The organism is Patulibacter minatonensis DSM 18081, from assembly GCF_000519325.1.
GTDB lineage: Bacteria > Actinomycetota > Thermoleophilia > Solirubrobacterales > Solirubrobacteraceae > Patulibacter > Patulibacter minatonensis.
Genome location: NZ_KI912613.1, coordinates 2,454,277 through 2,480,068 on the forward strand (window position 1 = coordinate 2,454,277; position 25,792 = coordinate 2,480,068).

The 25,792-nt window shown below is 73.8% G+C and carries 22 protein-coding genes; 12 read left to right on the forward strand and 10 right to left on the reverse strand.

Going from position 1 to position 25,792, the window contains the following annotated elements:
- Positions 1 to 11 precede the first annotated feature (11 nt).
- From PATMI_RS0111260 to PATMI_RS0111270, 3 genes are all read right to left on the reverse strand, one after another.
- A complete protein-coding gene (locus PATMI_RS0111260; RefSeq protein WP_026910964.1) occupies positions 12 to 401 on the reverse strand; it encodes a hypothetical protein in 390 nt (129 codons plus the stop codon).
- A 51-nt stretch (positions 402 to 452) separates the two neighbouring features.
- Positions 453 to 1,589: an aminopeptidase gene (locus tag PATMI_RS0111265; RefSeq protein ID WP_084269870.1), complete on the reverse strand. Its 1,137-nt coding sequence runs from the start codon at positions 1,587 to 1,589 to the stop codon at positions 453 to 455.
- Positions 1,590 to 1,671: 82 nt separating this feature from the next.
- The gene (locus PATMI_RS0111270) at positions 1,672 to 2,064 is read right to left on the reverse strand and encodes a hypothetical protein (protein WP_026910966.1); all 393 of its coding nucleotides are present in this window, start codon (positions 2,062 to 2,064) and stop codon (positions 1,672 to 1,674) included.
- Between the two features lie 70 nt (positions 2,065 to 2,134).
- On the opposite strand from PATMI_RS0111270, the gene PATMI_RS0111275 reads away from it, so the two are divergent.
- The 4 genes from PATMI_RS0111275 to PATMI_RS29330 all read left to right on the forward strand — a co-directional run bounded on the left by PATMI_RS0111275 (position 2,135) and on the right by PATMI_RS29330 (position 5,389).
- Positions 2,135 to 3,133, forward strand: a complete 999-nt coding sequence (locus PATMI_RS0111275; RefSeq protein ID WP_026910967.1) for an MBL fold metallo-hydrolase — start codon at positions 2,135 to 2,137, stop codon at positions 3,131 to 3,133.
- A gap of 72 nt (positions 3,134 to 3,205) precedes the next feature.
- The gene (metF, locus tag PATMI_RS29320; RefSeq protein ID WP_036725709.1) at positions 3,206 to 4,132 is read left to right on the forward strand and encodes a methylenetetrahydrofolate reductase [NAD(P)H]; all 927 of its coding nucleotides are present in this window, start codon (positions 3,206 to 3,208) and stop codon (positions 4,130 to 4,132) included.
- A 145-nt stretch (positions 4,133 to 4,277) separates the two neighbouring features.
- Complete coding sequence (locus PATMI_RS29325) at positions 4,278 to 4,562, forward strand: antitoxin (protein ID WP_084269871.1); 285 nt, start codon at positions 4,278 to 4,280, stop codon at positions 4,560 to 4,562.
- 137 nt (positions 4,563 to 4,699) lie between these two features.
- The gene (locus PATMI_RS29330) at positions 4,700 to 5,389 is read left to right on the forward strand and encodes a M48 family metallopeptidase (protein WP_036725710.1); all 690 of its coding nucleotides are present in this window, start codon (positions 4,700 to 4,702) and stop codon (positions 5,387 to 5,389) included.
- An 8-nt stretch (positions 5,390 to 5,397) separates the two neighbouring features.
- On the opposite strand, the gene PATMI_RS0111295 is transcribed toward PATMI_RS29330, so the two are convergent.
- Positions 5,398 to 6,000: a GNAT family N-acetyltransferase gene (locus PATMI_RS0111295; protein ID WP_169738357.1), complete on the reverse strand. Its 603-nt coding sequence runs from the start codon at positions 5,998 to 6,000 to the stop codon at positions 5,398 to 5,400.
- A 199-nt stretch (positions 6,001 to 6,199) separates the two neighbouring features.
- The gene (locus PATMI_RS0111300) at positions 6,200 to 7,531 is read right to left on the reverse strand and encodes a citrate synthase (protein ID WP_084269874.1); all 1,332 of its coding nucleotides are present in this window, start codon (positions 7,529 to 7,531) and stop codon (positions 6,200 to 6,202) included.
- 226 nt (positions 7,532 to 7,757) lie between these two features.
- Between PATMI_RS0111300 and PATMI_RS0111305 the strand changes: the two genes are divergently transcribed.
- Positions 7,758 to 8,639, forward strand: coding sequence for a class I SAM-dependent methyltransferase (locus PATMI_RS0111305; protein WP_026910970.1), 882 nt, complete (start codon positions 7,758 to 7,760; stop codon positions 8,637 to 8,639).
- Positions 8,640 to 8,738: 99 nt separating this feature from the next.
- The gene (locus PATMI_RS0111310; RefSeq protein ID WP_026910971.1) at positions 8,739 to 10,382 is read left to right on the forward strand and encodes an acyl-CoA synthetase; all 1,644 of its coding nucleotides are present in this window, start codon (positions 8,739 to 8,741) and stop codon (positions 10,380 to 10,382) included.
- 143 nt (positions 10,383 to 10,525) lie between these two features.
- Here PATMI_RS0111310 and dcd read toward each other — a convergent pair whose 3' ends face one another.
- Positions 10,526 to 11,116 carry a dCTP deaminase gene (gene dcd / locus PATMI_RS0111315; RefSeq protein ID WP_036725711.1) on the reverse strand — a complete coding sequence of 197 codons (591 nt, stop codon included), beginning with the start codon at positions 11,114 to 11,116 and terminating at the stop codon, positions 10,526 to 10,528.
- Positions 11,117 to 11,337: 221 nt separating this feature from the next.
- On the opposite strand from dcd, the gene PATMI_RS0111320 reads away from it, so the two are divergent.
- From PATMI_RS0111320 to PATMI_RS0111345, 6 genes are read left to right on the forward strand one after another with little or no spacing between them, the layout of a single operon-like run.
- Complete coding sequence (locus PATMI_RS0111320; protein ID WP_245604153.1) at positions 11,338 to 12,717, forward strand: MlaD family protein; 1,380 nt, start codon at positions 11,338 to 11,340, stop codon at positions 12,715 to 12,717.
- Complete coding sequence (locus tag PATMI_RS0111325) at positions 12,714 to 14,081, forward strand: MlaD family protein (protein WP_026910974.1); 1,368 nt, start codon at positions 12,714 to 12,716, stop codon at positions 14,079 to 14,081. Before PATMI_RS0111320 ends, PATMI_RS0111325 begins: the two co-directional genes overlap by 4 nt.
- A complete protein-coding gene (locus PATMI_RS0111330) occupies positions 14,078 to 15,469 on the forward strand; it encodes an MlaD family protein (protein WP_026910975.1) in 1,392 nt (463 codons plus the stop codon). The genes PATMI_RS0111325 and PATMI_RS0111330 overlap by 4 nt, the downstream gene beginning before the upstream one ends.
- A complete protein-coding gene (locus PATMI_RS0111335) occupies positions 15,466 to 17,160 on the forward strand; it encodes an MlaD family protein (protein WP_026910976.1) in 1,695 nt (564 codons plus the stop codon). The genes PATMI_RS0111330 and PATMI_RS0111335 overlap by 4 nt, the downstream gene beginning before the upstream one ends.
- Entirely contained in the window at positions 17,157 to 18,428 is a 1,272-nt protein-coding gene (locus PATMI_RS0111340; protein ID WP_026910977.1) for an MlaD family protein, read from the forward strand. The genes PATMI_RS0111335 and PATMI_RS0111340 overlap by 4 nt, the downstream gene beginning before the upstream one ends.
- Entirely contained in the window at positions 18,425 to 19,903 is a 1,479-nt protein-coding gene (locus PATMI_RS0111345; RefSeq protein WP_026910978.1) for an MCE family protein, read from the forward strand. Before PATMI_RS0111340 ends, PATMI_RS0111345 begins: the two co-directional genes overlap by 4 nt.
- A 127-nt stretch (positions 19,904 to 20,030) precedes the next feature.
- On the opposite strand, the gene PATMI_RS0111350 is transcribed toward PATMI_RS0111345, so the two are convergent.
- From PATMI_RS0111350 to PATMI_RS0111365, 4 genes are read right to left on the reverse strand one after another with little or no spacing between them, the layout of a single operon-like run.
- Positions 20,031 to 20,984, reverse strand: coding sequence for a PfkB family carbohydrate kinase (locus PATMI_RS0111350; RefSeq protein ID WP_026910979.1), 954 nt, complete (start codon positions 20,982 to 20,984; stop codon positions 20,031 to 20,033).
- A gap of 10 nt (positions 20,985 to 20,994) precedes the next feature.
- The gene (cydC, locus tag PATMI_RS29335; RefSeq protein WP_051471396.1) at positions 20,995 to 22,728 is read right to left on the reverse strand and encodes a thiol reductant ABC exporter subunit CydC; all 1,734 of its coding nucleotides are present in this window, start codon (positions 22,726 to 22,728) and stop codon (positions 20,995 to 20,997) included.
- A complete protein-coding gene (gene cydD / locus PATMI_RS29340) occupies positions 22,725 to 24,761 on the reverse strand; it encodes a thiol reductant ABC exporter subunit CydD (protein WP_051471397.1) in 2,037 nt (678 codons plus the stop codon). The genes cydC and cydD overlap by 4 nt, the downstream gene beginning before the upstream one ends.
- A complete protein-coding gene (locus tag PATMI_RS0111365; protein ID WP_026910980.1) occupies positions 24,758 to 25,783 on the reverse strand; it encodes a cytochrome d ubiquinol oxidase subunit II in 1,026 nt (341 codons plus the stop codon). The genes cydD and PATMI_RS0111365 overlap by 4 nt, the downstream gene beginning before the upstream one ends.
- Between the last annotated feature and the right edge of the window lie 9 nt (positions 25,784 to 25,792).

The following is a 25,792-nucleotide window of genomic DNA, read 5'->3' on the forward strand; positions in this document are numbered from 1 at the left end:
GACCCGCAGGCTCAGGCCAGCAGCCGCTCGACCGCGGCGGCCGTGCCGACCGGGTCCTCGAGCATCGGCAGGTGCCCGGTCGCGACCGTCTCGGTCCGGTCGGCCCCGAGCGTCGCGGCGTGGCGGTCCTGCAGCGCGAGCGGGAAGTCCGGGTCCTGCGCGGTCCGCACGTACCCGCGGACGGCCGGGAACGTCCGCGGCCCGACGCCCAGCGACCGGTCGCCGGTCCGCGGCCGCAGCGCCACGAAGGTCGGGCGCTCCGCCGGCAGGGCGTCGCGGAAGCGGTCCCACGCCCAGGCCGGCAGGCCGGCGCCGCCGAGGAGCAGGAGCGGGACCGTGGGAGGAAGCGGCGGGCCGGTCGCGGAGTCGCGGGCCGGTGTCGCGCTGGCGGCGGAGGACATGCACCGATGCTCGCCCCGATCGCGGACCATCAGCGTCCGCGACCGCCCCGCCTACAGCTTCGCGAAGCGCCCGTTCTCCTGGAGGACCTCGCCGTCGGCGTAGAGCCTGCCGCCCTGCCGCAGGTCGCAGATGAGGTCCCAGTGCAGCGCGGACTCGTTCGTGCCGCCCGTCTCGGGGTACGAGCGGCCGATCGCGGTGTGGACCGTGCCGCCGATCTTCTCGTCGAAGAGGATCACGCCGATCGCGCGGTCGATGCCGAAGTTCGTGCCGATGCCGACCTCGCCGAGGAACCGGGCGCCGTCGTCCGTCGCGAGTGCGCGCTCGAGGTAGTCGCCGCCGACCTCGGCGGCGTGCTCGACGACCTCGCCGTCCCGGAACGTCAGGCGGACCCCGGAGACGTCCACGCCGGCGGGGGAGGAGGGCACCGTGTAGTGGATCGTCCCGGTGGCGCTCGACTCGATCGGCCCGGTGAAGACCTCGCCCGACGGCATGTTGCGCCGTCCGTCGCTGTTGACCCAGACGCGACCGGCGACGTTCAGCGTCAGGTCGGTGCCCTCGGCCTCGATGCGGAGCTCCTCGACGCCGTCGAGCCGGTCGATCAGCCGGGCCTGGAAGTCGCGCAGCCCGTTCCACGCGCGGATCGGGTCGCTGCGCTCCAGGAACGTCGCGCGGGACACGAACGCCGCGAGCTGCGCCAGGGTCATCCCGGCCTGGTCGGCCAGCGCGGCCGTCGGCCACAGGGTGGTCGCCCAGCGGCTCTGGAGGGTCAGCTCGCGGGCCTCCTGCCGTCCGCGGGCGGCGCGGGCGAGGCGCTCGGGGTCGACGTCCGCCAGCGCCGAGGTGTCCTCGGGCGCCTGGATCGAGAGCGACCGCTGTGCCTGCCGGGCCTCCTCGAGCTGGAGCGGGGCGATCCCGTCGAGGTGGCGGTCCCGGGCGTGCGCGTAGAACCCGGCGGTCTGGTCGGGCAGCTCCACCCGGAGCAGCGGCCACGCGTCCCGCTGCAGGATCGCGCGCTGGAGCTCGACGAGCAGCGGCGTGGCGAGGTCCGTCGACCGGACGAGCACCTGGTCCCCGGGCTCGGGCTCGAGGCAGTAGCCGACGAGCAGGTCGGCGAACGCGGCGGCGCTGAGCTCCGTCGCGATCACCGCGTCGTCGTCCTCGGGGGCGTGGTCGTCGTGCTCGGTCACCGGGGTCTCCTGGTCTCCGCGGGGCGGGGCCCCGAAACATCCGTGCGGGGCAGGGCCGCCGTGGTGCCGGCCGCGCGGGCCGTCACGGCGCCTGCATCTCCGGGAACCACTCCGTCAGGTGCTCGCGGAGCACCGTCCGGATCCACGTGCGCTCCTCGGCGGACGCGACGCGGAAGCGCTGGATCAGCGCCTTCTGCCCCGTCGTCGGGACGTCGTCGACGCTCCAGCCCATGACCAGCCGCTCGAAGAGGAACTCCACGGCGCGGTGCCAGACGTCCTCGCGCGTCATCGCCGCCTGGCCGATCTCGCCGCCGATCGTCTCGGCGTACACCAGCCGCGTCTTCGGGGTCATCGCGCACCCGAGGTCGAGCGTCATCCGGCCGTCGGGGCTGGTGTACGGCACCGTCGGCAGCTGCGGCGCCTTGCGGTCGCTGATGCGCGGACGGTTGGTGGTCTTCTTGCGCTTCTTCGCCACGGTCCGCTGCCGAGTCTACGGGTAACGTGCAGTGGTCCATGCCGTGTCCCCGCGCCTCCCGCACGACCCGATGAGCTCCGGGCGGGCGGCCAAGGAGCTCGGTCGCGGCGAGCGCGTCGTCCCCGGCGTCTGGCGGCTGCGGCTGCCGCTGCCGTGGCCCGGCGTGCCGCACGGCAACGCGTGGGCGGTCGCCGCCGGCGACGGGATCGTCCTCTTCGACACCGGGATGCACCAGCCGGGCTCGCTCGCGCACCTGGAGCGCGCGCTCGACATGGTCCACCTGCGGCTCGAGCTCGTCCGCAGCGTCGTCCTCACGCACGCCCACGTCGACCACTGCGGGCAGACGACGCCGATCGTCCTGCGGTCGGGCGCCGAGGTCTGGTGCCACCCGAGCCACGACCACCTGACGAAGTGGCTCGCGAACCCCGACGGCTACTGGGAGCGCCGGGTGGAGATCGCGCTGCAGTCCGGCGTCCCGGAGCCCGACGTGCGCGCCGCCTCGGAGCTCGTCCGCCGGGAGGACATCGGCATCGCCGGCGGCCTCCAGGTCGACCACGACCTCGTCGACGACGTCGAGATCGGGACGGACCTCGGGGTCTTCCGCGCGATCGAGACGCCGGGGCACGCGCCGTCGCACGTCTGCCTGTTCAACGCCGAGCGCCGGATGCTGGTCTCCGGCGACCACCTGCTCGGCCGGGTCTCGCTGTTCTTCGACTTCGGCTACACGCCCGACCCGATCGGCGAGTTCCTCGCGTCGCTGGACCGCATCGAGGCGCTCGACGCCCGGCTGTGCCTGTCGGGCCACGGGCGGACGTTCACCGACGTCGAGGGCCACATCCGGGCCAACCGGGACCTCGTGGCGGAGCGGCTGCGGCGCACGGAGGCCGCGCTGGCGGGGCCGGAGCCCCGGACCCCGGCCGAGATCTCCCCCGAGGTCTTCGGGGTCGCGCTGAGCGCGGAGAACGGCAGCTGGCTGCTCGGCGAGGTCCAGTGCTTCCTGCGGCACCTCGAGGTCACCGGGCGGATCGTCCGGGTCTCCGACGACCCGGACCGCTTCCGGGCGACCTGACCGGCGGCGGGACGGACCGGGCGTGCCCGGGATCACCGCCCGGGCGGCGCGATCCGCCATACGATGTCCCGGATGCGCATCGACGAGATCATCGAGACGTCGCCGGATCCGACGTTCTCGTTCGAGTTCTTCCCGCCGAAGACGGACGAGGCCGAGGCCCTGCTGCACGACGCCCTGGAGACGCTCCGCGAGCTCTCACCGTCGTTCGTGTCGGTGACGTACGGCGCGGGCGGCAGCTCCCGCGACCGGACGATCAAGGTCGTCCGCAACCTGCGCTTCGACCACGGGCTCGAGGCGATGGCGCACCTGACGTGCGTCGGGGCGACGAAGGACGAGATCCGCACCGTCCTGCAGCAGATGCGGGACGCCGGCGTCGACAACGTCCTGGCGCTGCGCGGCGACCCGCCCGGCGGCGAGGAGAAGTTCGCGCCGACCCCCGGCGGGTTCGCGTCCTCGCCCGAGCTGACGCAGCTGATCGCCGAGGAGTTCCCGTTCGCGATCGGCGGCGCGGCCTACCCCGAGCCGCACCCGGACGCCCGGCACGAGGACGACGACGTCCAGACCGCGAAGGCCAAGGTCGCCGCGGGCGCGAAGTTCCTGATCACCCAGATCTTCTACGACAACTCCGACTACTTCTCGTTCGTGCGGCGCCTGCGCGACGAGGGCGTCGACGTGCCGGTGATCCCGGGGCTGATGCCGATCACGTCGATCGGCCAGTCGCGCGGGTTCCTGACGAAGATCGGGGCGAGGATCCCCGAGGGCTACCGCCGCGAGCTCGACGCGCGCGAGGACGATCCGGAGGCCGTCATCAGCCTCGGCATCTCCTACGCGACGCTCCAGGCCGCGGAGCTGCTGGCCCAGGGCGCGCCGGGCATCCACTTCATCACCATGAACCGGAGCCCCGCCACCCGCGCGATCCTCGCGACCCTGCGCCTGCACCGTCCGTGGGAGCGCACGCCGGAGTCCCCGACCTCGGCGGGCCAGCCCTCGCTGGCGTAGGCGACGGACCGGGGATACCGGAGATCCGTCACGGGCTCAGGGAGCCGTGAGGGTGGCGCGGTAGCGTTCGTGGGGACCGGAGCAGGGCCTCGCGGGGCGTGACGCGCCCCGGATCCGCTCCACCCCGATCCCCCGGAGCACCGACATGGTGAACTTCAAGAACATCAGCAAGCTCGCCGGCAGGGCGAAGTCGCTCGCCGGCCAGCACAACGACAAGATCGACCAGGCGATCGACAAGGGCGTCAAGGCCGCCGACAAGGCGACGAAGGGCAAGTACGGCGACAAGCTCACGGGCTCCGCCGACAAGCTCAAGGACGCCGTCGACAAGGTCGCCGACAAGCCGTCCGACGCCACGGCGTCGCGCGCCCAGTCCGGTCAGCCGGCGGCCCAGCCGGTCCCCGACCCGGACGCCCCGAAGGGCCAGAGCTGAGCGGGGGCCCGTCCGGGGCGGGGCCCGGGGAGCAGATCCGGCTGCCCGGGTTCGACACGGGACCGGGGGCGCGGACGTCGCTGGGCGATGGTGGATCCGGGGCCGCGGACGGTGGGCCCGGCGTCGTCGCGCCCGTCGTGCCGGCCGCGCCCGCGACGCTCCCGGAGTACGTCCTGCGCCGGTCGCGGCGCGCCCGGCGGATCACCGTGCGGGTCGATCCCGACCGGGGGCTCGTCGTCACGATCCCGGCGCGGGCCACGATCGCCGATGCGGAGGCCGGGATCCGCGAGCTCCACGGGTGGATCGCGCCGCGGCTCGCCCAGCTCGAGCACCGCCGGGCCGCCGCCGCGACCGAGGCCGCCGCCGGGCTGCCGTACCTCGGCACCGTGCTGGACCTGGAGCCCCAGGCCGGCCGTCGCCGCGTCCACCGCGTCGGCGACCGGCTCCTGGTCCCCGCCGACGGCGAGACCCGCGGCCCCGCGCTGGCCGCCTGGTACCGGACCCGTGCACGCGACGAGTGCCGCGGGCGGCTCGACGCCGCGACCGCGACCCTCGGCGTCGGCTACGAGCGCCTGCGGATCACCGACACGCGCTCGCGGTGGGGCAGCTGCTCCTCGACGGGCACGATCAGCCTCTCGTGGCGCCTGCTCCTGGCCCCCGAGGCGTGCCTGGACTACGTCGTCTGGCACGAGGCGTGCCACGTCGTCCACGCGCACCACGGCCCGACGTTCTGGGCGCTCCTCGAGCGCCACGTGCCCGACTGGCGCGAGCCCGCGGCGTGGCTCCGGGCCAACGGGACCGACCTGCGGCTGCTGCTCCCGGCCTGAGGACGGCCCTACGCCGCGGCGCGCCGCCGCCCGCCCGGGGACCGGACCGGCGTCCGTCGGCCGGGACGCATGCGTCGGTTGTGCGCGAGCAGCGCCAGGCGCCCGGAGCGGGGCGGCAGCGTGGTGACGACCTCGTTGGTGATGCCGTCGCGGGAGACCTCGACCTCGCCGCCCATCCGGCGGAAGAGGCCCTCGGAGGCCTCGTTGCCGGCGAGCATCGAGCCGTTCAGGGACGTCACGCCCTCCTCGACCGCGCGGTCGGCCAGCGCGATCGCCAGGGCGCTGCCGAGGCCGGCGCCGTGCAGGTGGTCGGCGACGACGAAGGCGGCCTCGGCGGTGGTCCCGGAGCCCTGCGTGCGGACCCAGCGGGCGACGCCGAGGAGGCGCTCCGGCCGCGCGGGATCGACGGCGACGAGCGCCACGTGGGTGCGCTGGTCGACGTCGGTGAGGTACCGGACGTCGTTGGTGCTCAGGCGCGGCTTGGCGCTCAGGAAGCGGTCGCGGACGCTCTGCGGCGACAGCGAACCGTGGAAGCGCCGCAGGAGCGGCGCGTCCTCGACGGCGATGGGCCGGACGAGCACCCTTGAACCGTCGTGGAGGGGAACGAACATACGTTCCATGGTGCGCCCCGCGAGGCCCGCGCTCGTTGGGAGGTGTCACACGAACGCTCGAAATGGGTCACACAGGACCGTGATCACTCAGGAACGATCACAGCATCGTCACGTCGCGGACCCCCGGAACGACGACGGGCGCCTCGCGGCGCCCGTCGTGCGGGTCGGTGGAACGGTCGCGGTGGCCGCTCCGATCGGCCTACCGCTGGTCGATCGGGACGTAGTCCCGCGTGCGGTCGCCGGTGTAGATCTGCCGCGGGCGGGCGATCTTCTGCTCCTTGTCGCCCACCATCTCCAGCCACTGGGCGACCCAGCCCGGGGTGCGGCCGATGGCGAACATGACGGTGAACATCTCGACCGGAAGGCCGAGGGCCTCGTAGATCAGGCCCGAGTAGAAGTCGACGTTCGGGTAGAGCTTGCGCTTGACGAAGTAGTCGTCCTCCAGCGCGATCCGCTCGAGCTCCTTGGCGACCTCGAGGAGCGGGTTCTCGGTGCCCGTGGCCTCGAAGACGTCCTCGACGGCCTTCTTCAGGATCTTCGCACGCGGGTCGAAGTTCTTGTAGACGCGGTGACCGAAGCCCATGAGCTTCTCGTCGCCGTTCTTGACCCGGTCGATGAAGCCCGGGACGTTGTCGACGCTCTCGATGCGGGCGAGCATCTCGAGCACGCTCTGGTTGGCGCCGCCGTGGAGCGGGCCGTAGAGCGCGGCGATGCCGGCGGAGACGGCGGAGTACGGGTCGACCTGCGAGGAGCCGACCGCGCGGACGGACGACGTGGAGCAGTTCTGCTCGTGGTCGGCGTGCAGGATGAGGAGGACGTCGAGCGCCTTGGCGATGCGCGGGTCGGCCTCGTACTTCAGCTCGGCGACCTTGAACAGCATGCCGAGGAAGTTCTCGGCGTAGTTCAGGTCGTTGTCCGGGTAGACGTACGGCATGCCCTTCGCGTGGCGGTACGCGAAGGCGGCGAGCGTCGGGACCTTGGCGATCAGGCGCACGATCTGCTCGTACTGCGTCTGCTCGTCGTGGATGTTCTTCGCCTCGGGGTAGAACGTCGACAGCGCGCCGACCGAGGAGAGGAGCATGCCCATCGGATGGGCGTCGTAGCGGAAGCCCTCGACGAGCGACTTGACGTTCTCGTGCACGAAGGTGTGGATCGTGATCGCGTGCGTCCACTCCTTCAGCTGCTCGGTGTTCGGGAGCTCGCCGTAGATCAGGAGGTACGCGACCTCGAGGAACGTCGCCTGCTCGGCGAGCTGCTCGATCGGGTAGCCGCGGTACTCGAGGATGCCCTTGTCGCCGTCGATGTACGTGATGGCGGAACGACACGCGGCGGTGTTGGTGAACGCCGGGTCGTAGGTCATGAGGCCGAAGTCCTCCTCGTCGACCTTCATCGCGCGGAAGTCCATCGCGCGGACGGTCCCGTCCGTGATCGGCACCTCGTAGGCCTTGCCGGTCCGGTTGTCGACGACGCTCAGCGTCTCCTGGGCGGTGCCGACCGCCGCGTCGGCGCCGGTCTCCTGGGTCTCGCTCATACGGGCTCTCCGTGATCTCTGTCCGCTTGCAGTTCGCAGTCTATGCACCCCGGGCCCAAAGGTCGCGTCCCGGTATACAAGCGACCGGCCGGGCGATTCGTGGTGGGGGGACGGGGACGCGCGACGGCTGCGCGGCGGGTACCCGGACGGTGCGACCCGCAGACATCGCGACGTGGCGCGTCGCCGCTCGCGCGCGTGGCCGGCGGCGTGCCGGTACGGTCCGCCGGTGCTCCCCGAGGCGACCGACCGGATCCTGGCGCTGCCGGACGACGCGCTCGTCCTCGACGTCGGCGGCTGGGCGGCGCCCTTCAACCGCGCGACCCACGTGATCGACGCGATGCCCTTCGAGAGCCGCGGGGCGATGGGCTTCTCCTACGGGGGCGCGCAGGAGCGCTTCGGGGCCGACACCTGGACGCGGACCGACTTCTGCGCGCGCGAGCCGTGGCCGTTCGCGGACGACACGTTCGACCTCGTCCTCTGCGTGACGACCCTCGAGGACGTCCGCGACCCGATCTGGGTCTGCCAGGAGATGAGCCGCGTCGCGAAGGCCGGCTACCTGGAGGTCCCGTCGATCCTCAACGAACTGACCTGGCGGCTCCCGGGGGAGGGGGCGTACGTCGGCAACCGCCACCACCACTGGTTCTGCCGGACGACGTCCGCGGCCGGGCGCCCGGGGAACGCGCTCGGGGCGGCGGAGGTCGGGCGGGAGGGGCCCGCCCGGGTCGAGTTCGTGCACAAGCAGCACGGCGTGCACGCGGACCCGACGATCCGCGTGACGCCGTCGATGGCCGTCGAGCTCGGGCTCCACGACCAGCTGCAGGGGCTCTTCTGGGAGGGGCGGGTCGAGGCGACCGAGCGGCTCCTGATCGGGGAGACGCTGCACGACGAGCTGCGCGCAGCGGTCGACGCGCGGTTCCCCGCGTCGGGTCCCGAGCGGGTGCTGCGCGACCTCGAGCGCCGGATCGGTGCGCGCGCCGTCGCGGCGGCGACGCCGCTCCGTCGCGCCGCGGGCACCCGGCTTCGGGCGCTCCGGGGCGGACGGGTGCCGGACGGGGCGACGGTCTCCGAGGACCACGTGCGGCCAGGCCTCGGGCGCCCGCGCGACTGACCGCGGAGGCCCGGCCGGGCCTCCCGCAGAGGTGACGCCTGCGTCACGAATCGTCCTCCCGCCGCCCACGGGCCGCGCGGTCCGGCTACGCTCCGGCCCATGTCGCCGCGCGCCGCCGGGTCCGCCCTCGCCGTCCCCACCGAGATCGGCAGGAGGGCGACCGAGGAGGGGATCTTCGTCGCGGCCCTGGTCCGCGCGGGGCTCATCCGGCTCTCCAGCCCGAAGAGCGCCCGGGCCGGGATCAAGGCCTACCGCACCCGCGGGCCGCTCGGCGCGGTGCTCGCGCTGTCCGTGGCCGCGAACCCCGACCAGGTCGCGATCGTCGACGACCGCGGCAGCACGACGTACGGCACCTTCGAGGCCCGGTCCAACGCGATCGCCAACGCGTGGTCGGCCGCCGGCGTCCGCGCGGGTGACGGCGTCGGGATCATGGTGAAGAACCACGCCGGCTTCCTCGAGGCGCTGTTCGCGTGCGTGAAGCTCGGCACCAAGGCGATCTTCATGAACACCTCGTTCTCCGGGCCGCAGCTCGCGGCCGTGTCGGAGCGCGAGGGCGTGCAGGTCCTCGTGTACGACGAGGACTTCGCCGACGTCGTCAAGGACGTCGACGCCCCGTCGGGCCGCTACCGCGCGTGGACGACGACCGCGGGCGACGACGCCGACGACACGCTCCAGCACCTGGCGCTCACGGGCGGGAGCGCCGCGCCGGCGGCCCCGGACCGCCAGGCGTCGCTGATCATCCTCACCAGCGGCACGACCGGCACGCCGAAGGGCGCGGCCCGGCAGCAGCCGAAGTCGCTGGCCCCGTTCGGCGGCCCGCTCTCCCGCCTCCCGTTCCGCGGCGGCGAGACGACGGTCCTCCCGACCCCGATGTTCCACGCGATCGGCCTGCTGCAGGCGCTGATCGCGATCGGCCTGGGCAGCACGCTCGTCCTGCACCACAAGTTCGATCCCGAGCAGACGCTCGACGACATCGTCGAGCACCGCGCCAGCGCGCTCGTGGTCGTCCCGGTGATGCTCCGGCGGATCCTCGACAAGTACGACGCCCGCGAGGTCAAGCCCGACCTCTCGACGCTGCGGATCGTCTTCGCCGGCGGCTCGCAGCTCGGCGGGTCGCTCGCCAATCGGGCGCAGGACACGATCGGCGACGTCCTCTACAACCTCTACGGCTCGACCGAGGTCGCGATCGCCACGATCGCCACGCCGCAGGACCTCCGCAGGGCCCCGGACTCCGTCGGCTCCGTCGTCACCGGGTCGCGCGTCCGGATCCTCGACCAGGACGGCAAGGACGTCCCGAAGGGCGAGACCGGCCGGATCTTCGTCGGCACCGCGATGCCGTTCGAGGGCTACACCGGGGGCGGCACGAAGGACCTCATCGACGGCCTGATGTCCTCGGGCGACGTCGGGCACTTCGACGAGCACGACCTGCTGACGATCGACGGCCGCGACGACGACATGATCGTCTCCGGCGGCGAGAACGTCTTCCCCGCCGAGCTCGAGGAGCTCCTCGCCGGGCACCAGAAGGTCTCGGAGGCCGCCGTCCTCGGCGTCGACGACGAGGAGTTCGGGCAGCGCCTGAAGGCCTTCGTCGTGCTGAAGGAGGGCCAGGAGCTCTCCGAGGACGACGTCAAGGCGTACGCGAAGGACAACCTCGCGCGCTACAAGGTGCCGCGCGAGGTCGTCTTCCTCGACGAGCTGCCGCGCAACCCCACGGGCAAGGTCCTGAAGAAGGACCTGAAGTAGGCCCCGGCGCGGGGTCCGCGGCCGGCGCGGCGACCGGCCCCGGTCGCCCATCCGGCCACCGGGCTCCCTGTGGGTGCCCGTCGACCGGTACGCGCGGGCGGGAACGTCCAGGGCGCTCCAGGGCGCCCCGTCACCGCTTCCGCTCAGGCCCCGGCGGTCCCCGCGGGCCGCGCGGGCCCGCCCTCGTAGCGCGACTCGGTCGCCTCGACCTGGCCGTGGTAGTGGCTGCCGAGGTCCGGGTGGCCGTACGGGCGCTCGGCGGGCCGGTCGAGCGTCATGAAGGAGAGCTGGGCGATCGGGAGGCCCGGGCGCAGGAGGATCGGGACGCGCGTGAGGTTCGCCAGCTCGAGCGTCAGCGTGCCCTTCCAGCCCGGGTCGCAGAAGCCGGCCGTGGCGTGCACGATCAGGCCGAGCCGGCCGAGGGAGCTCTTGCCCTCGATGCGGGCGACGATGTCGTCCGGGAGCTCCACCCACTCCTCCGTGCGCCCGAGGCAGAACTCGCCCGGATGGATGACGAAGGGCTCGTCGCCCTCGCAGACGACCTGCTCCGTGAGGTTCTCCGGCGGGTCGGCGAGGTCGATCGACGTTACGCGATGGTTATGGAAGACCCGGAACGAACGTCCCAGTCTCAGGTCGACCGACGCAGGCTGCACGGCGGCCTCGTCCCAGGGGGTGATGCGGAGACGATCGTCCGTCACCAACTGGCGAATCGTCGCGTCGGACAGCACGGGCATGGCGGTGAGGGTAGCCCCTCGCCCGGCCGCGGCGCGGCCGCCGTGCCGGAACATCCGGTCTCGGTTGGGTCTCGGACCGGTATCGGTCGGGCTACTGGCGGTCGCAAATCACGTGCCGGCGGTCGGACCCTGGTTGCGTTTCCTCGTGAGCGGTCCGTATATTCCTCCCGCCCGGCCCTCCGTGAGGGAGATCACTCCCCACCGGACGCCGTACGATCCCCGTGACCAGACCACCCATTCGCATCGTCGCCCTCGCCCTCGTGGTGGTGGTCGTCCTCGTCGTCCTGATCAAGGTGGTCGGCGGCGGGGACAGCTACACCGTGAACGCGCGGTTCCAGGACGCGGGCCAGGTGGTCAACGGCAACCAGGTCCGCATCGCCGGCGCGACCGTCGGCACCGTCGCCGACGTGGAGCTCGCCGACGACGGCCAGGCGATCCTCAAGCTGAAGATCACGAAGAGCGAGTACAAGCCGCTCCACGAGGGCACGCGGGTCATCCTGCGCAACTCCTCGCTCTCGTCGATCGCCAACCGCATCATGGTGCTGGAGCCGGGGCCGGACAACGCGCCGAAGATCCCGGACGGCGGCGACATCGAGGCCGAGGACACCCGGTCCGCGACGGACATCGACCAGGTCCTCAACGCGGTCGACGCCAAGGGCCGCCAGTACCTGCAGACCCTGGTCCGCGGCGGCGCCACCGCGTTCAGCGGCGCGGAGAAGCAGACCAACGCGCTGCTCGAGCGCCTCTCCCCGGCGCTGTCCCAGACGCGTCGCACGATCGACGCCCTGACCTCCGACGAGCCCGCGCTGCGCCGGATCGTCAGCGGCTCGGCGGCGGTCTCCTCGACGCTCGCGCAGAACGCGGGCGACCTCGAGGCCGGGCTGCAGTCCACCGCGGTGACGCTGAAGGCCACCGCCGACGAGCGCGCAGCGCTCCGCGCCCTGATCGAGCGGGCCCCGGCCTTCCTCGACCGCGGGCAGAAGACGCTGGCCGACACCCGCGTCCTGCTCCGCGAGGCCCGCCCGCTGCTCCGCGAGGTCCGCCCGGTGGCACCGCGCCTGGCGACGACGCTCCGGCTCGCGAGCCCGCTGACCGCCGAGGGGATCCCGCTCCTGCGCAACGTCCGCGCGACGCTCCCGTCGGTCGCCGACACGCTGAAGCGCACGCCGAAGCTCGCCAAGCAGGTCGTGCCGATGACGAACGAGCTGAGCCAGGCGCTGACGACGCTGAAGCCGATCACCACCGAGGTCCGCTCGTACGCGCCGGACCTCGCCTCCGGCTTCCTCACGGGCTTCGGCGGCAAGGCGGGCGGCTACTACGACGCCTACGGCCACTACTCGCGCATCGCTCCGGTCCTGAACGGTGCGTCGCTCGGGCAGATCGCCCAGCCGCTGCTCGGTGGCCTGACGGACGTGCTCTCGCCGCTGCTCGGCACGGGGATCGGCGCGCCGCAGATCAAGCAGCAGAACCGCTGCCCGGGCGCCGGCGCCCAGACGGGTCCCGACGGGTCCAACCCGAACCCCGCGGGCCACGCCGGGAAGTGCGACCTGACGCAGATCCCGCCCGGCGGCAAGAACACCGTGACGAGGTCGAAGCGATGATGCCGGTCCGCCGACACCTCCTCGCCGGGGCGACCGCGGTCGTCCTGGTGCCCGTGCTCGCCGGTTGCGGCGGCGGGGGCCAGGCCGGGCAGCAGGGCGCCATCGGCAGCACGAAGCTCGACGCGATCTTCGACAACGCGTCGTTCGTCGGCGCCGGCCAGGACGTCCGCGTCGCCGGCGCGACGGTCGGCAAGGTCACGAAGGTCGCGCTGACGAAGGACCGCAAGGCCCGGATCTCGATGGACGTCGACTCCGCCTTCCTGCCGTTCCGCACCGACGCCTCCTGCACGATCCTCCCGCAGTCGCTGATCGGCGAGAAGTTCGTCGAGTGCGATCCCGGTCAGCCCTCGTCCCCGGCGCTCAAGGCCGGTCCCGACGGCGGCGCGACGACGATCCCGCTGCAGAACACGCAGAGCCCGGTCGACCTCGACCTCGTCGTCGCCATGCTCGGCCAGCCCACGAACGTCCGCACGCAGCTGCTGCTGAACGAGTTCGGCGCCGGCTTCGCGACCCGCGGCAAGGACCTCGACGCGATCATCCGTCGCTCGAACCCGTTCCTCCAGTACACCCGCAAGACGCTGACGATCCTCGAGCGCGACAAGGCCGCGCTCGGCCGCATCGTCACCGCCAGCGACGCCGTCCTGACCGAGCTCGACAAGCGCAAGGACGCGATCAACGGCACGTTCGAGGGTGCGGCGGCGACGCTCAAGCCGACGTCGGACTACCGCCGCGAGCTCGACCGCGCGATCCGGCAGCTGCCGCCGACGCTCGACGCCGTGCGCCCCGCGCTGCAGTCGCTCCGCGACCTCTCCGACGACGCCCGCCCGACCCTCGCCGCGCTGCGGCAGAGCGCGCCGGCGCTGTCGACGCTGTCCGGCGACCTCGGCCCGCTGTCCGACGCCGCCCGCCCCGCGCTGCGGCGTCTGGCGAGCGCGTCCCGGACCGGAGCCCCGATCCTCCGCCGCTCGCTGCCGAAGGTGAAGCTCCTGCGCACCACGGTGGACGCCCTGAGGCCCGTGACCCCGCTGGCGACGCAGCTGAACACGAGCCTCAGCGACAACGGTGCGATCGAGAACCTCGCGCAGTTCATCTTCAACGTCTCCCTGGCCACGGCCCGCAAGGACGACATCTCCCACATCGTGCCGGCCAACGTGCTGCTGACGCCGTGCATCATGCCCGCGGAGACGCCGATGGCCGGGTGCTCGTCGCGCTTCGACGCGGAGGCCTCCGGCAACAACGCGCTGAAGGCCAAGCAGATGGAGGCCTTCCTCGGGCGCCAGCGCGACCGCGCGGCCCTCCAGACCGACGAGCAGCGAGATTCGAAGACCCTGCTCCCGCCGACCGCGAAGGAGGCCGGACGATGAACCGCCGCCGCACCTCCCTCGCCGGCAGCCCCGTCCTGATCGGCGCGGCCACCGCGCTGATCGCCCTGGTCGCCGTCGTCCTCTCGTACAACGCGAACAAGGGCCTGCCCTTCATCACGACGTACGACATCAACGCCCAGGTCGCGGACGCGAAGAAGCTCACGACGAGCGTCGACGTCCGCATCGGTGGCAAGCGCGTCGGCCAGGTCTCCGAGATCACGCCCAAGCGCGCGAAGGAGGGGAACCGCTACCGGTACTACTCCGAGCTCAAGCTGAAGCTCGACAAGACGATCGCGGACCTGCCCGTCGACACGAAGCTCCGCGTCCGCCCGAAGAGCATCATCGGCGCGAAGTTCGTCGAGCTCTACCCGGGCACGAGCAAGCAGACGATCAAGGCCGGGGGCACGATCAAGGAGGCCGCGACCAGCGCCTCCGTCGACCTCGACGAGGTCACCGGCCTGTTCGACGCGAACCTCCGCCGCTCGTACCGCACGGTGATCAAGGAGGCAGCCAACGGCTTCGCCGGCCGCGGCGCCTCCCTGAACGAGGGCCTCGACGCCCTGCCCGCGACGCTGTCGAGCGGCTCGACGTTCCTGCGCACGCTGTCCGCGACGCAGACGCAGCTCGGTCGGTTCGTCCGGGGGCTGGACTCCGCGATGGCGGCGCTGCAGCCGACGGCGCCCGACCTCGGTCGACTGTTCGTCGCCGCGGTCCCGACGCTCAAGGCCCTCGGCGAGGAAGGCGACAAGGTCGGAGAGACCATCCAGCTGACCCCGAGCGTCGAGGCCGCCACGCAGAGCGCCTCCCGCGTCGCCGCCCCGGTGCTGCGCGACGCCGCCGAGCTCGCGAAGGAGCTGCGCCCCGGCGTCCGGCAGCTGCCGGAGACCGTGGACGCGCTGCACCAGGTCGCGGTCAAGGGCATCCCGGTGCTCAAGCGCGCGCCGGTCCTCGGCACGCAGCTGCAGTCGACGCTCCGCACGGTGAACGGCACGCTCCAGCGGCCGAGCTTCGCCGACTCGATGACGTTGCTGACCCCGACGCTCCAGAACCTCCTGCCGGCGCTGCAGTCCTTCGTGCCGCAGCAGGTGAAGTGCAACTACGTCGGCCTCTTCGCCCGGAACGCCACGAGCGCCGGTGGCTCCGGCGACGAGAACGGCAACTGGCTGCGCATCGGTCTCGTGCTGAACACGAACCAGACGCTGCGGACGACCACCGCCGACCCGAACCTCCACTATCAGGTGTACCCCGACAACGATCCCGGCGGCTGCGCCGTGGGCAACGAGACGTACCGTCCGGGCGTCCAGACCATCGGCCGCGTCCCCGGCCAGACCTCCGCCGGGAACCAGGCCACGTCTGCGCCCGCCGGCACGCCGAAGGGTCCCCGATGAGCCCGTCCATCCGCAGGCGCCGCGGCCGCAACCAGCGCTCGGTCCGCCACTACACGCCGGAGCAGATCGTCCGGCGCAACGTCCTCTGGGGCGCCGCGACGCTCCTGGTCGCGGCGATCATGGTCTTCCTCGTCTTCGGCGGCGGGCTCCCGGGCACCGGCCCGAAGAAGCTCACCGTCCTGACGAAGGACGCCGGCGTGCTCCGCGTCGGCGCGGCCACGAAGGTCCGCGTCGCGGGCGTCGACGTCGGCACCGTCTCCGGCCTGAAGCCCGCCGACGGCAAGCCGGGCTACTCGACGATCACGGTCGCCCTGAACGACAAGGCCCCGGTCTTCCGGCGCGACGCGACGGTGAAGATCCGTCCGCGCCTGTTCCTCGAGGGCAACTTCTTCCTCGACATCAACCCGGGCAGCCCGGGCGCCCCGCGCCTGGGCAAGAACCCGATCCCGCCGGGTGCCGTGACGCTGCACGTCGCGGCCGACGAGGTCTTCAGCGCGTTCGACTCCCAGACCCGCGAGAACTTCCAGCAGACGCTGAAGGCGTTCGGCGAAGGCCTCCAGGGCGGGGGCGCCAAGGCGCTGAACACCTTCCTCAAGGCGACCCCGGCGTCCCTGGCGGACATCGCGATCGTGATGAAGTCGCTGCGCGGCAACAAGGACGGGGACCTCCAGGAGCTCGTCCGGGAGGCCGGCGGCGTGCTCGCCAACCTCCAGGCCCACGAGAACGGGCTGAAGGGCACGATCACGGGCGGCGCCCGGACGTTCGCGGCGTTCGCCGCCGAGCAGCAGTCGCTGCGAGGGACGGTGCGCGGCCTCGACACGACGACGCGCGACCTCTACCCGCAGCTCCTGCGGATCGACCGCTCGATCCCGCAGGCCCGCGCGCTCGTCGCCGACGCCCGGCCGCTGGCCCGCCGTCTGCCGTCGTTCCTCGACGACGCGAACCCGGCGCTCCGGTCCCTCCTGGCCCTCGCGAAGTCCGGGGACGTCCAGGGCCTGACGAAAGAGCTCCGCCCCGCACTGCGGACCGTCAGCCGGTCCGCCGCGCCGCTCGGCACCCTGGCCGACGACCTCCGGCCCGTCGCCAAGTGCCTGAACCAGAACCTGCTGCCGATCCTCAACAGCGTCGTCCCGGACGGCAACCTGACGACGAACCTCAAGGTCTACGAGGAGCTCGGCGACACGTTCACCGGCCTCGGCGCCTCGACCACGAGCTTCGACGCCAACGGACCGTGGGTCCGCTACAACGCGGGCCTCGGCAACCAGGCGATCTCGACCACGGACGCCGGCGGCACCGTCGCCGGCACCACCGAGCGGACCGTCGCGGGCTCCACGCCCGCCCCGGTCGGCCTGCCGCCGCTGCGGCCGGACGTGCCGTGCGAGACGCAGGGCGTCCCGACGCTCGACGCGAAGATGAAGCCGTTCGTCGGCACGCAGTCGAAGACGAAGGTCGACAAGGCCGAGGTCACCCGGATCCTCGACGAGGGCCTGAAGACGATCAAGGGCGTCGACGGGCGTTCCGACCTGCGCGACCTCCAGCAGCGCCTGGAGGACCTGCTCGGTCCCGGCAAGGCCGGCACCGCCGCGGACCCGGCGACGTCGACGACGACCGAGAAGGCGCCGACCACCCCGACCACGAGGTCGGCGTCGACGACCACGCCCGCCCCGGCGACGAAGGAGGCCGGACGATGAAGACCATCAAGATGGCCCTCCGCCAGTACTGGTGGGCGGTCGGCGTGATCATCGGCGCGATGATCCTCTCGGTCGTCGTGGCCGGGTACATCCTCACCCAGCAGCGGTTCACGCCGTTCAAGGACAGCTACCAGGTGAAGGCCGACTTCGCCTCCGCCCAGGCGGTCACGCCGGGGCAGGGCCAGGCCGTCGCGGTCGCCGGTGTCACGGTCGGCCAGATCTCCAAGGCCGACCTCGTCGACGGGCAGGCCCGCGTGACGATGAAGATCGACAAGAACAAGCTCGACGCGGTCCACGAGAACGCGCACGTGACCCTGCGCCCGCGGACCGGACTGCAGGACATGACGATCGAGCTCGACCCGGGCTCGCCGGACCGTCCGAAGGTGAAGGACGGCGGCACGCTGCCCCAGGTCCAGTCGACGTCGCAGGTCCAGCTGGACGAGGCCGTCGCCTCGCTCGACAGCGACACCCGCGGCTACTTCCAGCAGCTGCTCCAGGCGAGCTCGACGGGCTTCAAGGGCAACGCGAAGCGCTTCCAGCAGATCCTGCGGACCGCGGCGCCCACGGCCCGACAGACGCACCAGGTGCTCAAGGTCCTGACCGAGCGGCGCAAGGCGCTGTCGGACGTCGTCTCCCGTCTCGCGTCCCTGTCGAAGTCGATCGGCACCCGCGACCAGGCCGTCGGGGACACGCTCGACCGCGCCTCCGCGACGCTGACGACGCTCGGCAACGCCGACGCCCAGCTGCGCGCGTCGCTGCGCGGGCTGCCTCCGACGCTGTCGCTCGCCGACCAGGCGGTCACGAAGACCGGTGAGCTGGCGGACGAGATCGTCCCGACGTCGAAGGCCCTGCGCCCGGCGATCAAGGACGTGACCGCGGCGCTGCCCGACGCCAAGCCGCTGCTCCGCGAGCTGCCGGGCGACCTGGCACCGGTGCGGAAGCTCGCCGTCCAGGGCCGCAAGCCGATCCGCGAGGTCCGCCGCACGGTGCAGGCGCTGCAGCCGCAGCTGGCCGACAGCGACACGACGGCCAAGGTCCTCCAGCACCTCGTCAACGTGCTCGGCTACGACCCGCCCGGCGGACAGAAGGGGTACTCGTACTACCTCGGCTGGTTCGCGCACAACACGAACTCGCTGTTCTCGAGCCAGGACGCCAACGGCGCGTCGTGGCGCGGGCAGCTGCTCTTCTCCTGCGGCTCCCTGACCGCCGCCACCGCGCCGATCCCGGCCGTGGGCGATCTCCTGACCGGCCTGGGGGTCTGCAAGTGAACAAGAATCGGCCCCATCCCGCGCAGATCGGGATCATGATCGCGTTCGCGCTGTCGTGCTTCGGACTGCTCCTGTTCCTCTGGACGAGCTTCGGCGGCCCCGTGCCGCTGAAGGCCAAGCCGTACGAGGTGAAGACCGCGTTCGCGCAGGGCACGCAGCTCGCCGGCTACGCCGACGTCCGCGTCAGCGGCGTCACCGTCGGCAAGGTGACGAAGATCGTCCGGGCCGGCGGCAAGGCCCGGGTGACGATGAAGATCGACCCGAAGTTCGCACCGCTGCCGCAGGACACGCGGGCGACGCTGCGGACGAAGACGCTCGTCGGCGAGACCTTCGTCGACCTGTCGTTCGGCTCGCGCAAGGACCAGACGGTCAAGAAGACCTTCATCGCGGACGGGGGCACGATCCCGGCCAGGAACATCCAGCCGACGGTCGAGCTCGACCAGATCCTGGATGCGTTCGACAAGCCGACCCGGGCGGACCTCAAGACCGTCCTGACGTCGCTGGCGAAGGGCACGGACGGGGCCGGCAAGGACCTCAACGCCGCGGTCGGCCAGGTCGCGCCGCTGGCGGAGGGCGCGGACTCGCTGTTCTCGATCCTGAACCGCCAGTCGGCCGAGGTGCAGTCCGGCACGCGCGACTTCGGGACCGCGTTCGCGGCGATCGGTCGCCGCGAGGGCGCGATCCAGGGGATCGCGACGTCGGGCCGGCAGCTGCTGGAGACGACGTCGGCGATCACCCCGGCCCTGAAGGCCACGCTCGACCGCCTGCCGTCGTTCGCCCGCGAGACCCGCCGGTTCATGGTCACGACCGAGGCGACGTCGCGGGCGGCCAAGCCGGCGCTCGACGACCTGAAGCCCGTGACCCCGCTCGTGCGTCCTGCGCTGCAGCGGCTCTCCGTCCTGGCGCCGGAGCTCCGCGACACGCTCACGGATCTCGACCCGGTGCTCGACCGCGTGAAGACGGGCATGCCGCCGCTGCGGCAGATCGTCGCGGCGCTCCGCCCGCTGACCGACAGCGTCTCGCCGGTGGGCGAGGACCTCGTGCCGATCGCGCAGTTCATCAACGCGTACAAGCGCGAGCTGCCGATCACGTTCGCGAACGCCGGCGCCGCCATCCAGGCGACCGCACCGGACGCGACGGGCAAGCAGCAGCACTACCTGCGCGTCGCGGCCCCGATCAACGGCGAGACCGTGTCCGGCGCGACGACCCGCAACCCGGCCAGCCGGTACAGCCCGTACCCGCGCCCGGGCGAGCTGGAGCTCGCGGGCACGGGCAAGATGCCGTCGTTCGCGTGCGACCACCTCGGCAACGTCGCGGGGCTCCTGACCGGCGTCCTCGACTCGTCCGGCATGGGCAACCCGCCGTGCATCGCCCAGCAGCCGTTCGCGATCAACGGGCAGAGCAAGATCTACCCGCGCCTGCAGCCGGTGACCCCGGCCCAGGTCCGGTCGGGCCTGCTGTCGCGCACGAAGTAGCGGCGGGCCCCGGGGACCTGCGGGGCCCGACCGGCCCCGGAACGACGAAGGGCCCGCGCGAGCGGGCCCTTCGTCGTCGATCGCCCCCCGCCCCGAGACGCTCGGGGCGGGGGGCGGACCAGGTCCCTCAGGCGCGGAGGGCGACCTTCGCGTCGGGGGCGCGGGTGAGCTCGACGAGGCGGTCGACGCGGGCCTGGACCTCGGAGCCCGGCAGCTCGTAGAGCTTCTCGGCACCGAAGGCCTCGACGTTGTGCGACGCGGTCGCGGTGCCGTGGATCAGGGCGGCGGCGAGGACGTCGCGGTCGACGACGAGGTCCGGGTCGGCCTCGAGGCGGGCGGCGACGTAGCCGACGACGCCGCCGGCGAAGGTGTCGCCCGCGCCCGTCGGGTCGATGACGGTGTCGAGCGGGAAGACGGGGACGGTGAAGCCGCCGCCGTCGTTCGTGAAGACCGTGGCGCCGTAGGACCCGAGCTTGGCGATGATCGCCGACGGGGCCTTCTCCCAGCCGAAGATCGCCTGTGCGGCGGCGTAGGTGGTCGGCGCGCCGGTGAGCTGCTGCAGCTCGCCGTCGTTGAGGATCAGGGCGTCGACCTCGCCGATCGCGGCGACGAGGTCGTCGCGGGCGATGTCGATCCAGAGGTCCATGGAGTCCAGCGCGACCCACTTGGCGGAGCTCTGGGCGCGGACGGCGCGCTGGAGCGCCGGGACGATGTTGGCGAGGAACAGGACCTCGGCGTCCTTGCTCTCCTGCGAGAGCTTGGGCTCGAACGTCTCGAAGACGTTGAGCTCGGTCGTGATCGTGTCGCGGGAGTTCAGGTCGTCGTGGTACTTGCCCTTCCAGAAGAAGGTCTTGCCGCCGGCGACCCGCTCGACGTCGTCGGTGTTCGTCCCGCGCGTGGCGAGCAGCGCCATGTGCTCGTCGGTGTAGTCGTCGCCGACCGGACCGACCGTCCGGACGTCGCTGTAGAACGACGCCGCCTGGGCGAAGTGGAAGGCCGCGCCCCCGGGGATGCGCTCGCGCACGCCCGCCGGGGCCTCGAGGCCGTCAAAGGCGATGGATCCGACGACGGTGATGGTCATTCGGGGGACCCTAAGGGGATCCGGGGGCCGCGCGCGGGGCGGTGGGGGCCGGTCGCACCGCGGGGACGGGCCTCCGCGCGGGCTCCGACGACCTCCACGACGCCGGGGAGAGGGACCCTGCGCGCAGCTCGAGCACCCGGTCGAAGGCGTCGAGGGTCGCGCTGTCGTGGGTGGTGATCACGACGGTCCGGCCCGGCGTCGCGGCCAGGACGTCGCGGACCACCGCGGCCGCCGTGGCCGCGTCGAGCATCGCCGTCGGCTCGTCGAGGACGAGGATCCCGGCCGGCGACGCGAGCGCCCGGGCCAGGCCGATCCGCTGACGCTGGCCGCCCGAGACCGCGAGGCCGTCCTCGCCCAGCAGCGTGGCCAGGCCGTCGGGGAGGGCGTCGAACCACGCCCCGAGCCCGGCGGTCCGGAGCGCGGCGACCACGGCGGCGTCGTCCGCGTCGGGCGCGCCGATGCGGACGTTGGCGCCGAGGGAGGTGGCGACGAGGTGGGCGTCCTGGCCGGCGAGGCGGATCCGGGCGCGGACGTCGGCGGTCGTCGCGTCCCGCAGCGGGACGTCGCCGAGGCGGACGTCGCCGTCGTCGGGGTCGGCGAGCCGCACGAGCAGGGCGGCGAGCGTCGACTTGCCGGCGCCGCTGGGGCCGACGATCGCGATCCGCTCGCCGGGCTCGACGCGGAGGTCCACGCCGTCCAGGACGACCGGGGTGCCCGGTCCGCCGGGGCGGTGGACGAGGCCGTCGGCCACGAGGGCGGCGGTCGGCGGCAGCGGCCGGGGTCCGGCGGGCTCGGTCAGCGTCGCCGGTCCCGCGACCCCCGCGTCGAGCCGACGCCGGGCGCGGTCCACGCCGAGCCACCGCATCGCCGCCTCGGGCAGCGGGCCCGTCAGCTCGAGGACGCCGATCGTGAGCAGCACCAGCGCGCCGAGGAGCACCGGGGAGAGGTCTCCCGCGGCCGTGGCGCGCGCGCCGAGGACGAGCACCAGGACGAGCGTCGCACCGCCGACCGCGACCGTGGCGGCCTGCCCCAGCGCGGCGGCCCACGCGATCCGCCGGTCGATGCGACCCAGCGCGCGGGAGTCGTCGTCCAGTCGCCGGGTCGTCGCGGGACCGAGGCCGGCGACGGCGAGCTGCGGGCCGTCGCGGAGCGCCCCGTCGAGCCGGGCCGCGAACGCCGAGCGGGCGGCGCCCTGGCGGCCGAGCGCGGGACGCGCCACGAGCCAGGTCCAGGCCGGGGCGGCGACGACCGCCACCACGAGTCCCGCCGCCAGGACGGCCGCGGCTCCCGGCAGGACCAGCGCGGCGGCCAGGACGGCCGGCAGCCCGGTCCCGACGGCGACGAGCACCGGGAGGACCACCCGCGGGCGCCGGTGCTGGAGCTCGTCGACGTCGACCGTGAAGCGGGTCAGGAGGTCCGCGGCTCCCGGCGCTCCGGGGGCACCCACGCGCCCCGCGAGCCGCGCGTACCAGCGGCGGCGCTCGTCGGCGAGGTCCGTCAGCGCGAGGTCGTGCGACGCGAGGCGCTCGGCGTACCGCCCGAGGGCCCGGATCATCCCGAGGGCCCGGACGAGGACGATCGTCGTCAGCAGCGCGAGCACCGGGGGACGCTCGGCCGCGCGGACGACGAGCCAGCCGGAGACGGCGAGCACGGCCACCCCGGCGACGGCGCTCAGCAGCCCGAGGGCGACGGGACGGACGCCGGGGGCGCGCAGCGCGCGGGGCGCGACGGACCGCGTGGTCATCGGACGGCTGCCCCGGTCGTGGTGCTGCGCGGGGGCGATCCGTCGCCGGCCGTCCCGAGCCGGTCGGGCCGGTGGGTGGCGTCGTCGCGGACGGGCATCCCGACGCCCCCGCCGTCGCGGAACCCGGATCCGGGAGCGAGGAGCTCCGGGACCCCGGTCCCGCCGACCTCGACGACGACGTCGCACCGCGCCGCGAGCCCCGGGTCGTGGGTCGCGACGACGAGGGTCCGTCCGGCGCAGGCCACGACGATGCCGGCCGCCGCCCGCTCGGCGCTCGCGTCGTCGAGGTGCGCGGTCGGCTCGTCGAGCAGCACCATCGGCGCGGTGGACGCGAGCACGCCGGCCAGCGCCAGGCGCTGCGTCTGGCCGGCCGACAGCACCCGGCCGCCCGGGCCGACCGCGGTGCGCAGGCCCCCGGGGAGGGCGGCGACGAGGTCCTGCGCGCCGGCCAGGTGCAGCGCGCGGGCCGTGCGGCCGGCGTCGGGCCCGTCGCCCCACGCGGCGCCCGAGCCGGTGCGCAGTGCCTCGCCCAGGGTCCCTTCCGGCAGGCCCGGGCGCTGCGGCAGCCACACGAGCGACCGCCACCAGGACTCCGGTGCGGCCGCGAGGAGGTCGACGTCGCCGCAGCGGATCGTGCCCGCGGTCGGGTCCTGCAGGCGGGCGAGGAGCCGCAGGAGCGTCGTCTTCCCCGCGCCCGAGGGGCCGACGAGGGCGACGCTCCGGCCGGGGACGAGGTCGAGGTCCAGGGGCTGCAGGCGTGCGCGACGGCCCGCCGACCCGGCGACGGAGACGCCGCGCAGGACGATCGGGTCGCGGACGGGGTCGGGCACCGCGACCGGCCGGGAGCCGGGAACGAGGCCCGCGCTGCGACGCGGCGGATCAGGCGTGACGCCTCGCTGCGCGCGAGGTCGGTCGTCCGGATCGCCCTCCGGCCAGGCCCGACGATCCCCGGGTGCCTCGTCGCGGCCCGCCTCGTCGAGGAACAGGAACGCCCGCCGCGCGGCCTGGGCCCCGTCCTCCGCCGCGTGGAAGCGCTGGCCCGCCGCGCGCAGGGGCGCGTAGACCTCCGGGGCGAGCAGGAGGACGAAGAGCCCGGTCGAGAGCTCGGCGTGGCCGGTCGCCAGGAGGACGCCGGTCGTGGCGGCGGCGATCGCGATCCCGAGCATGGCGAAGAGCTCCAGCACGAGGGCGGAGAGGAACGCGACGCGCAGGGCGCCCAGCGACTCGACGCGGTACCGCTCGGCGACGGCGTCGAGGGTCGCGGTCTGGGCGCGCTCGCGGCCGTGCGCCCGGAGGGTCGGCAGCGCGCGGACGACCTCGAGGAAGTGCGCGCCGAGGACCGCCAGGGCGCGCTGGCGCTCCCGGGCGTGCTCCGCGCTGCTCCGGCCGACGAGGACCATGAAGACGACGAGCACCGGGAGCGTGACCGCGAGCAGCCCGCCGACCACCGGCTGGCGCCACGCGATCACGCCGACGACGAGGACCGGCACGCCGCCCGCCAGGGCGATCGCCGGGACCGCCCGTGCGTAGTAGTCGCCCAGCGCGTCGACGCCCTGCACCGCGGCGGTGACGACGTCGCCGCGCCGGGCCTCGTCGGGCGCGGCGCTCCGGCCCCCGAGCGCCCGCCGGGCGATCAGGACGCGCAGCGCGTGCCCGGCCGCCTCGGCGGCGCGCCGGCCGAGGAGCTCTGTCCCGCCGGCGGCCAGCGCGCGCACCAGCACGGCGACAACGAGGAGGACGATGGCGCCGATCGCGGGGTCCCGGCCGTCCACCGCGCCGCCGACCACGTCGGCGATCACCCAGGCCTGGACGATCACCAGGGCGGCGACCACGGCGCCGCACGCGACGGTCCCGGCGATCAGGACCCGCGCCGTCGGCGACAGGGCGAGCAGGCGGCGGTGGACGTCACGGGGCGTCGGCTCGCCGACCGTCGCGGCTGCGACAACGCCGTCCGTGGTGCCCGCGCGGCCCGGCGGCGTGACCGCCGTCGCGATGTCCGTCGGACGACGGTCGGTGGGCGCCGCGCCGCTCACCCGAGCTCCTTCAGGGTCCCGCGGGTGGCCCGCGCCACGAGCGCCCCGATCCCGCCGGCCGGGGCGCCGTCCGGCGACCGCAGGAAGCGGACGTAGGCGAACCCGAGCACCCCGAGCAGCGGCGGGAGCAGCACGAGCGCGACGACGAGCATCGCGGTCAGGGTCGTCGGGCCCGACGCGGCGTCGGCGAGCGCGACCGCGCCGGGGCCGCGGCCGGCGACCGGGCTCGGCCAGAGGGTCGCGAACAGGGCCACCACCGTCGCGGTCGTCGCCACGGCGGCGGCGGCGAGCGACCGGCCGTCCCGTCCGCGGACCGCCTCGGCGACGAGCGCGACCAGCGCGCAGCCGGCGACCGCCAGCGCGGTGAGGCCCAGGGCCCCGGCCGAGACGTCGTCCGCCGCGTCCAGCGCCAGGACGATCGTCGCGGCGGTCGTCAGCGTCGCGGCCGCCACCGCGCTGCGCACCAGGCCGAGCGCCGGCCGGAACGACGGCACGCGCAGCCGCAGGAACGCGATCCCCTGGACGCGGCAGAGCGCGACCGACGCGAGGCCCGCGAGCGCGGTCGTCGGCGAGAGCACGCCCAGGCCGCCGTCGCCGCCCCGGGCGAGCGAGCCGTCCAGCGCGGCGGCCCAGACGACGCCCCAGCCGAACGCGAGGACGACGCTCGAGCCGACGAGGACCGCTGTCCAGCGCCGCGCCGCGACCGGACCGGCGTGGTCGACGAGCTCGATCGCGGCGTGGCGGAGCATCAGCGCCCCCAGGAGCACGGTCAGCGGGACGTAGAGCCCGGACGTCCACGAGGCGTACCAGCCCGGCACCGCGCCGAGGGTGGCGGCGACGGCGATCACGAGCCAGACGTCGTTGGCGGCCCACGTCGGGCCGATCGAGCGCAGGGCGGTCCGGCGGTCGACGCGGCGCAGGACCATGCCGACGCCGAGGTCGGCGCCGCCGAGGACGAGGTAGAGGGTCCACACGGCGCCGAGGAGGACGAACCACGTGGTCTGCAGATCGGTGGGGTGCACGGTGCGGTC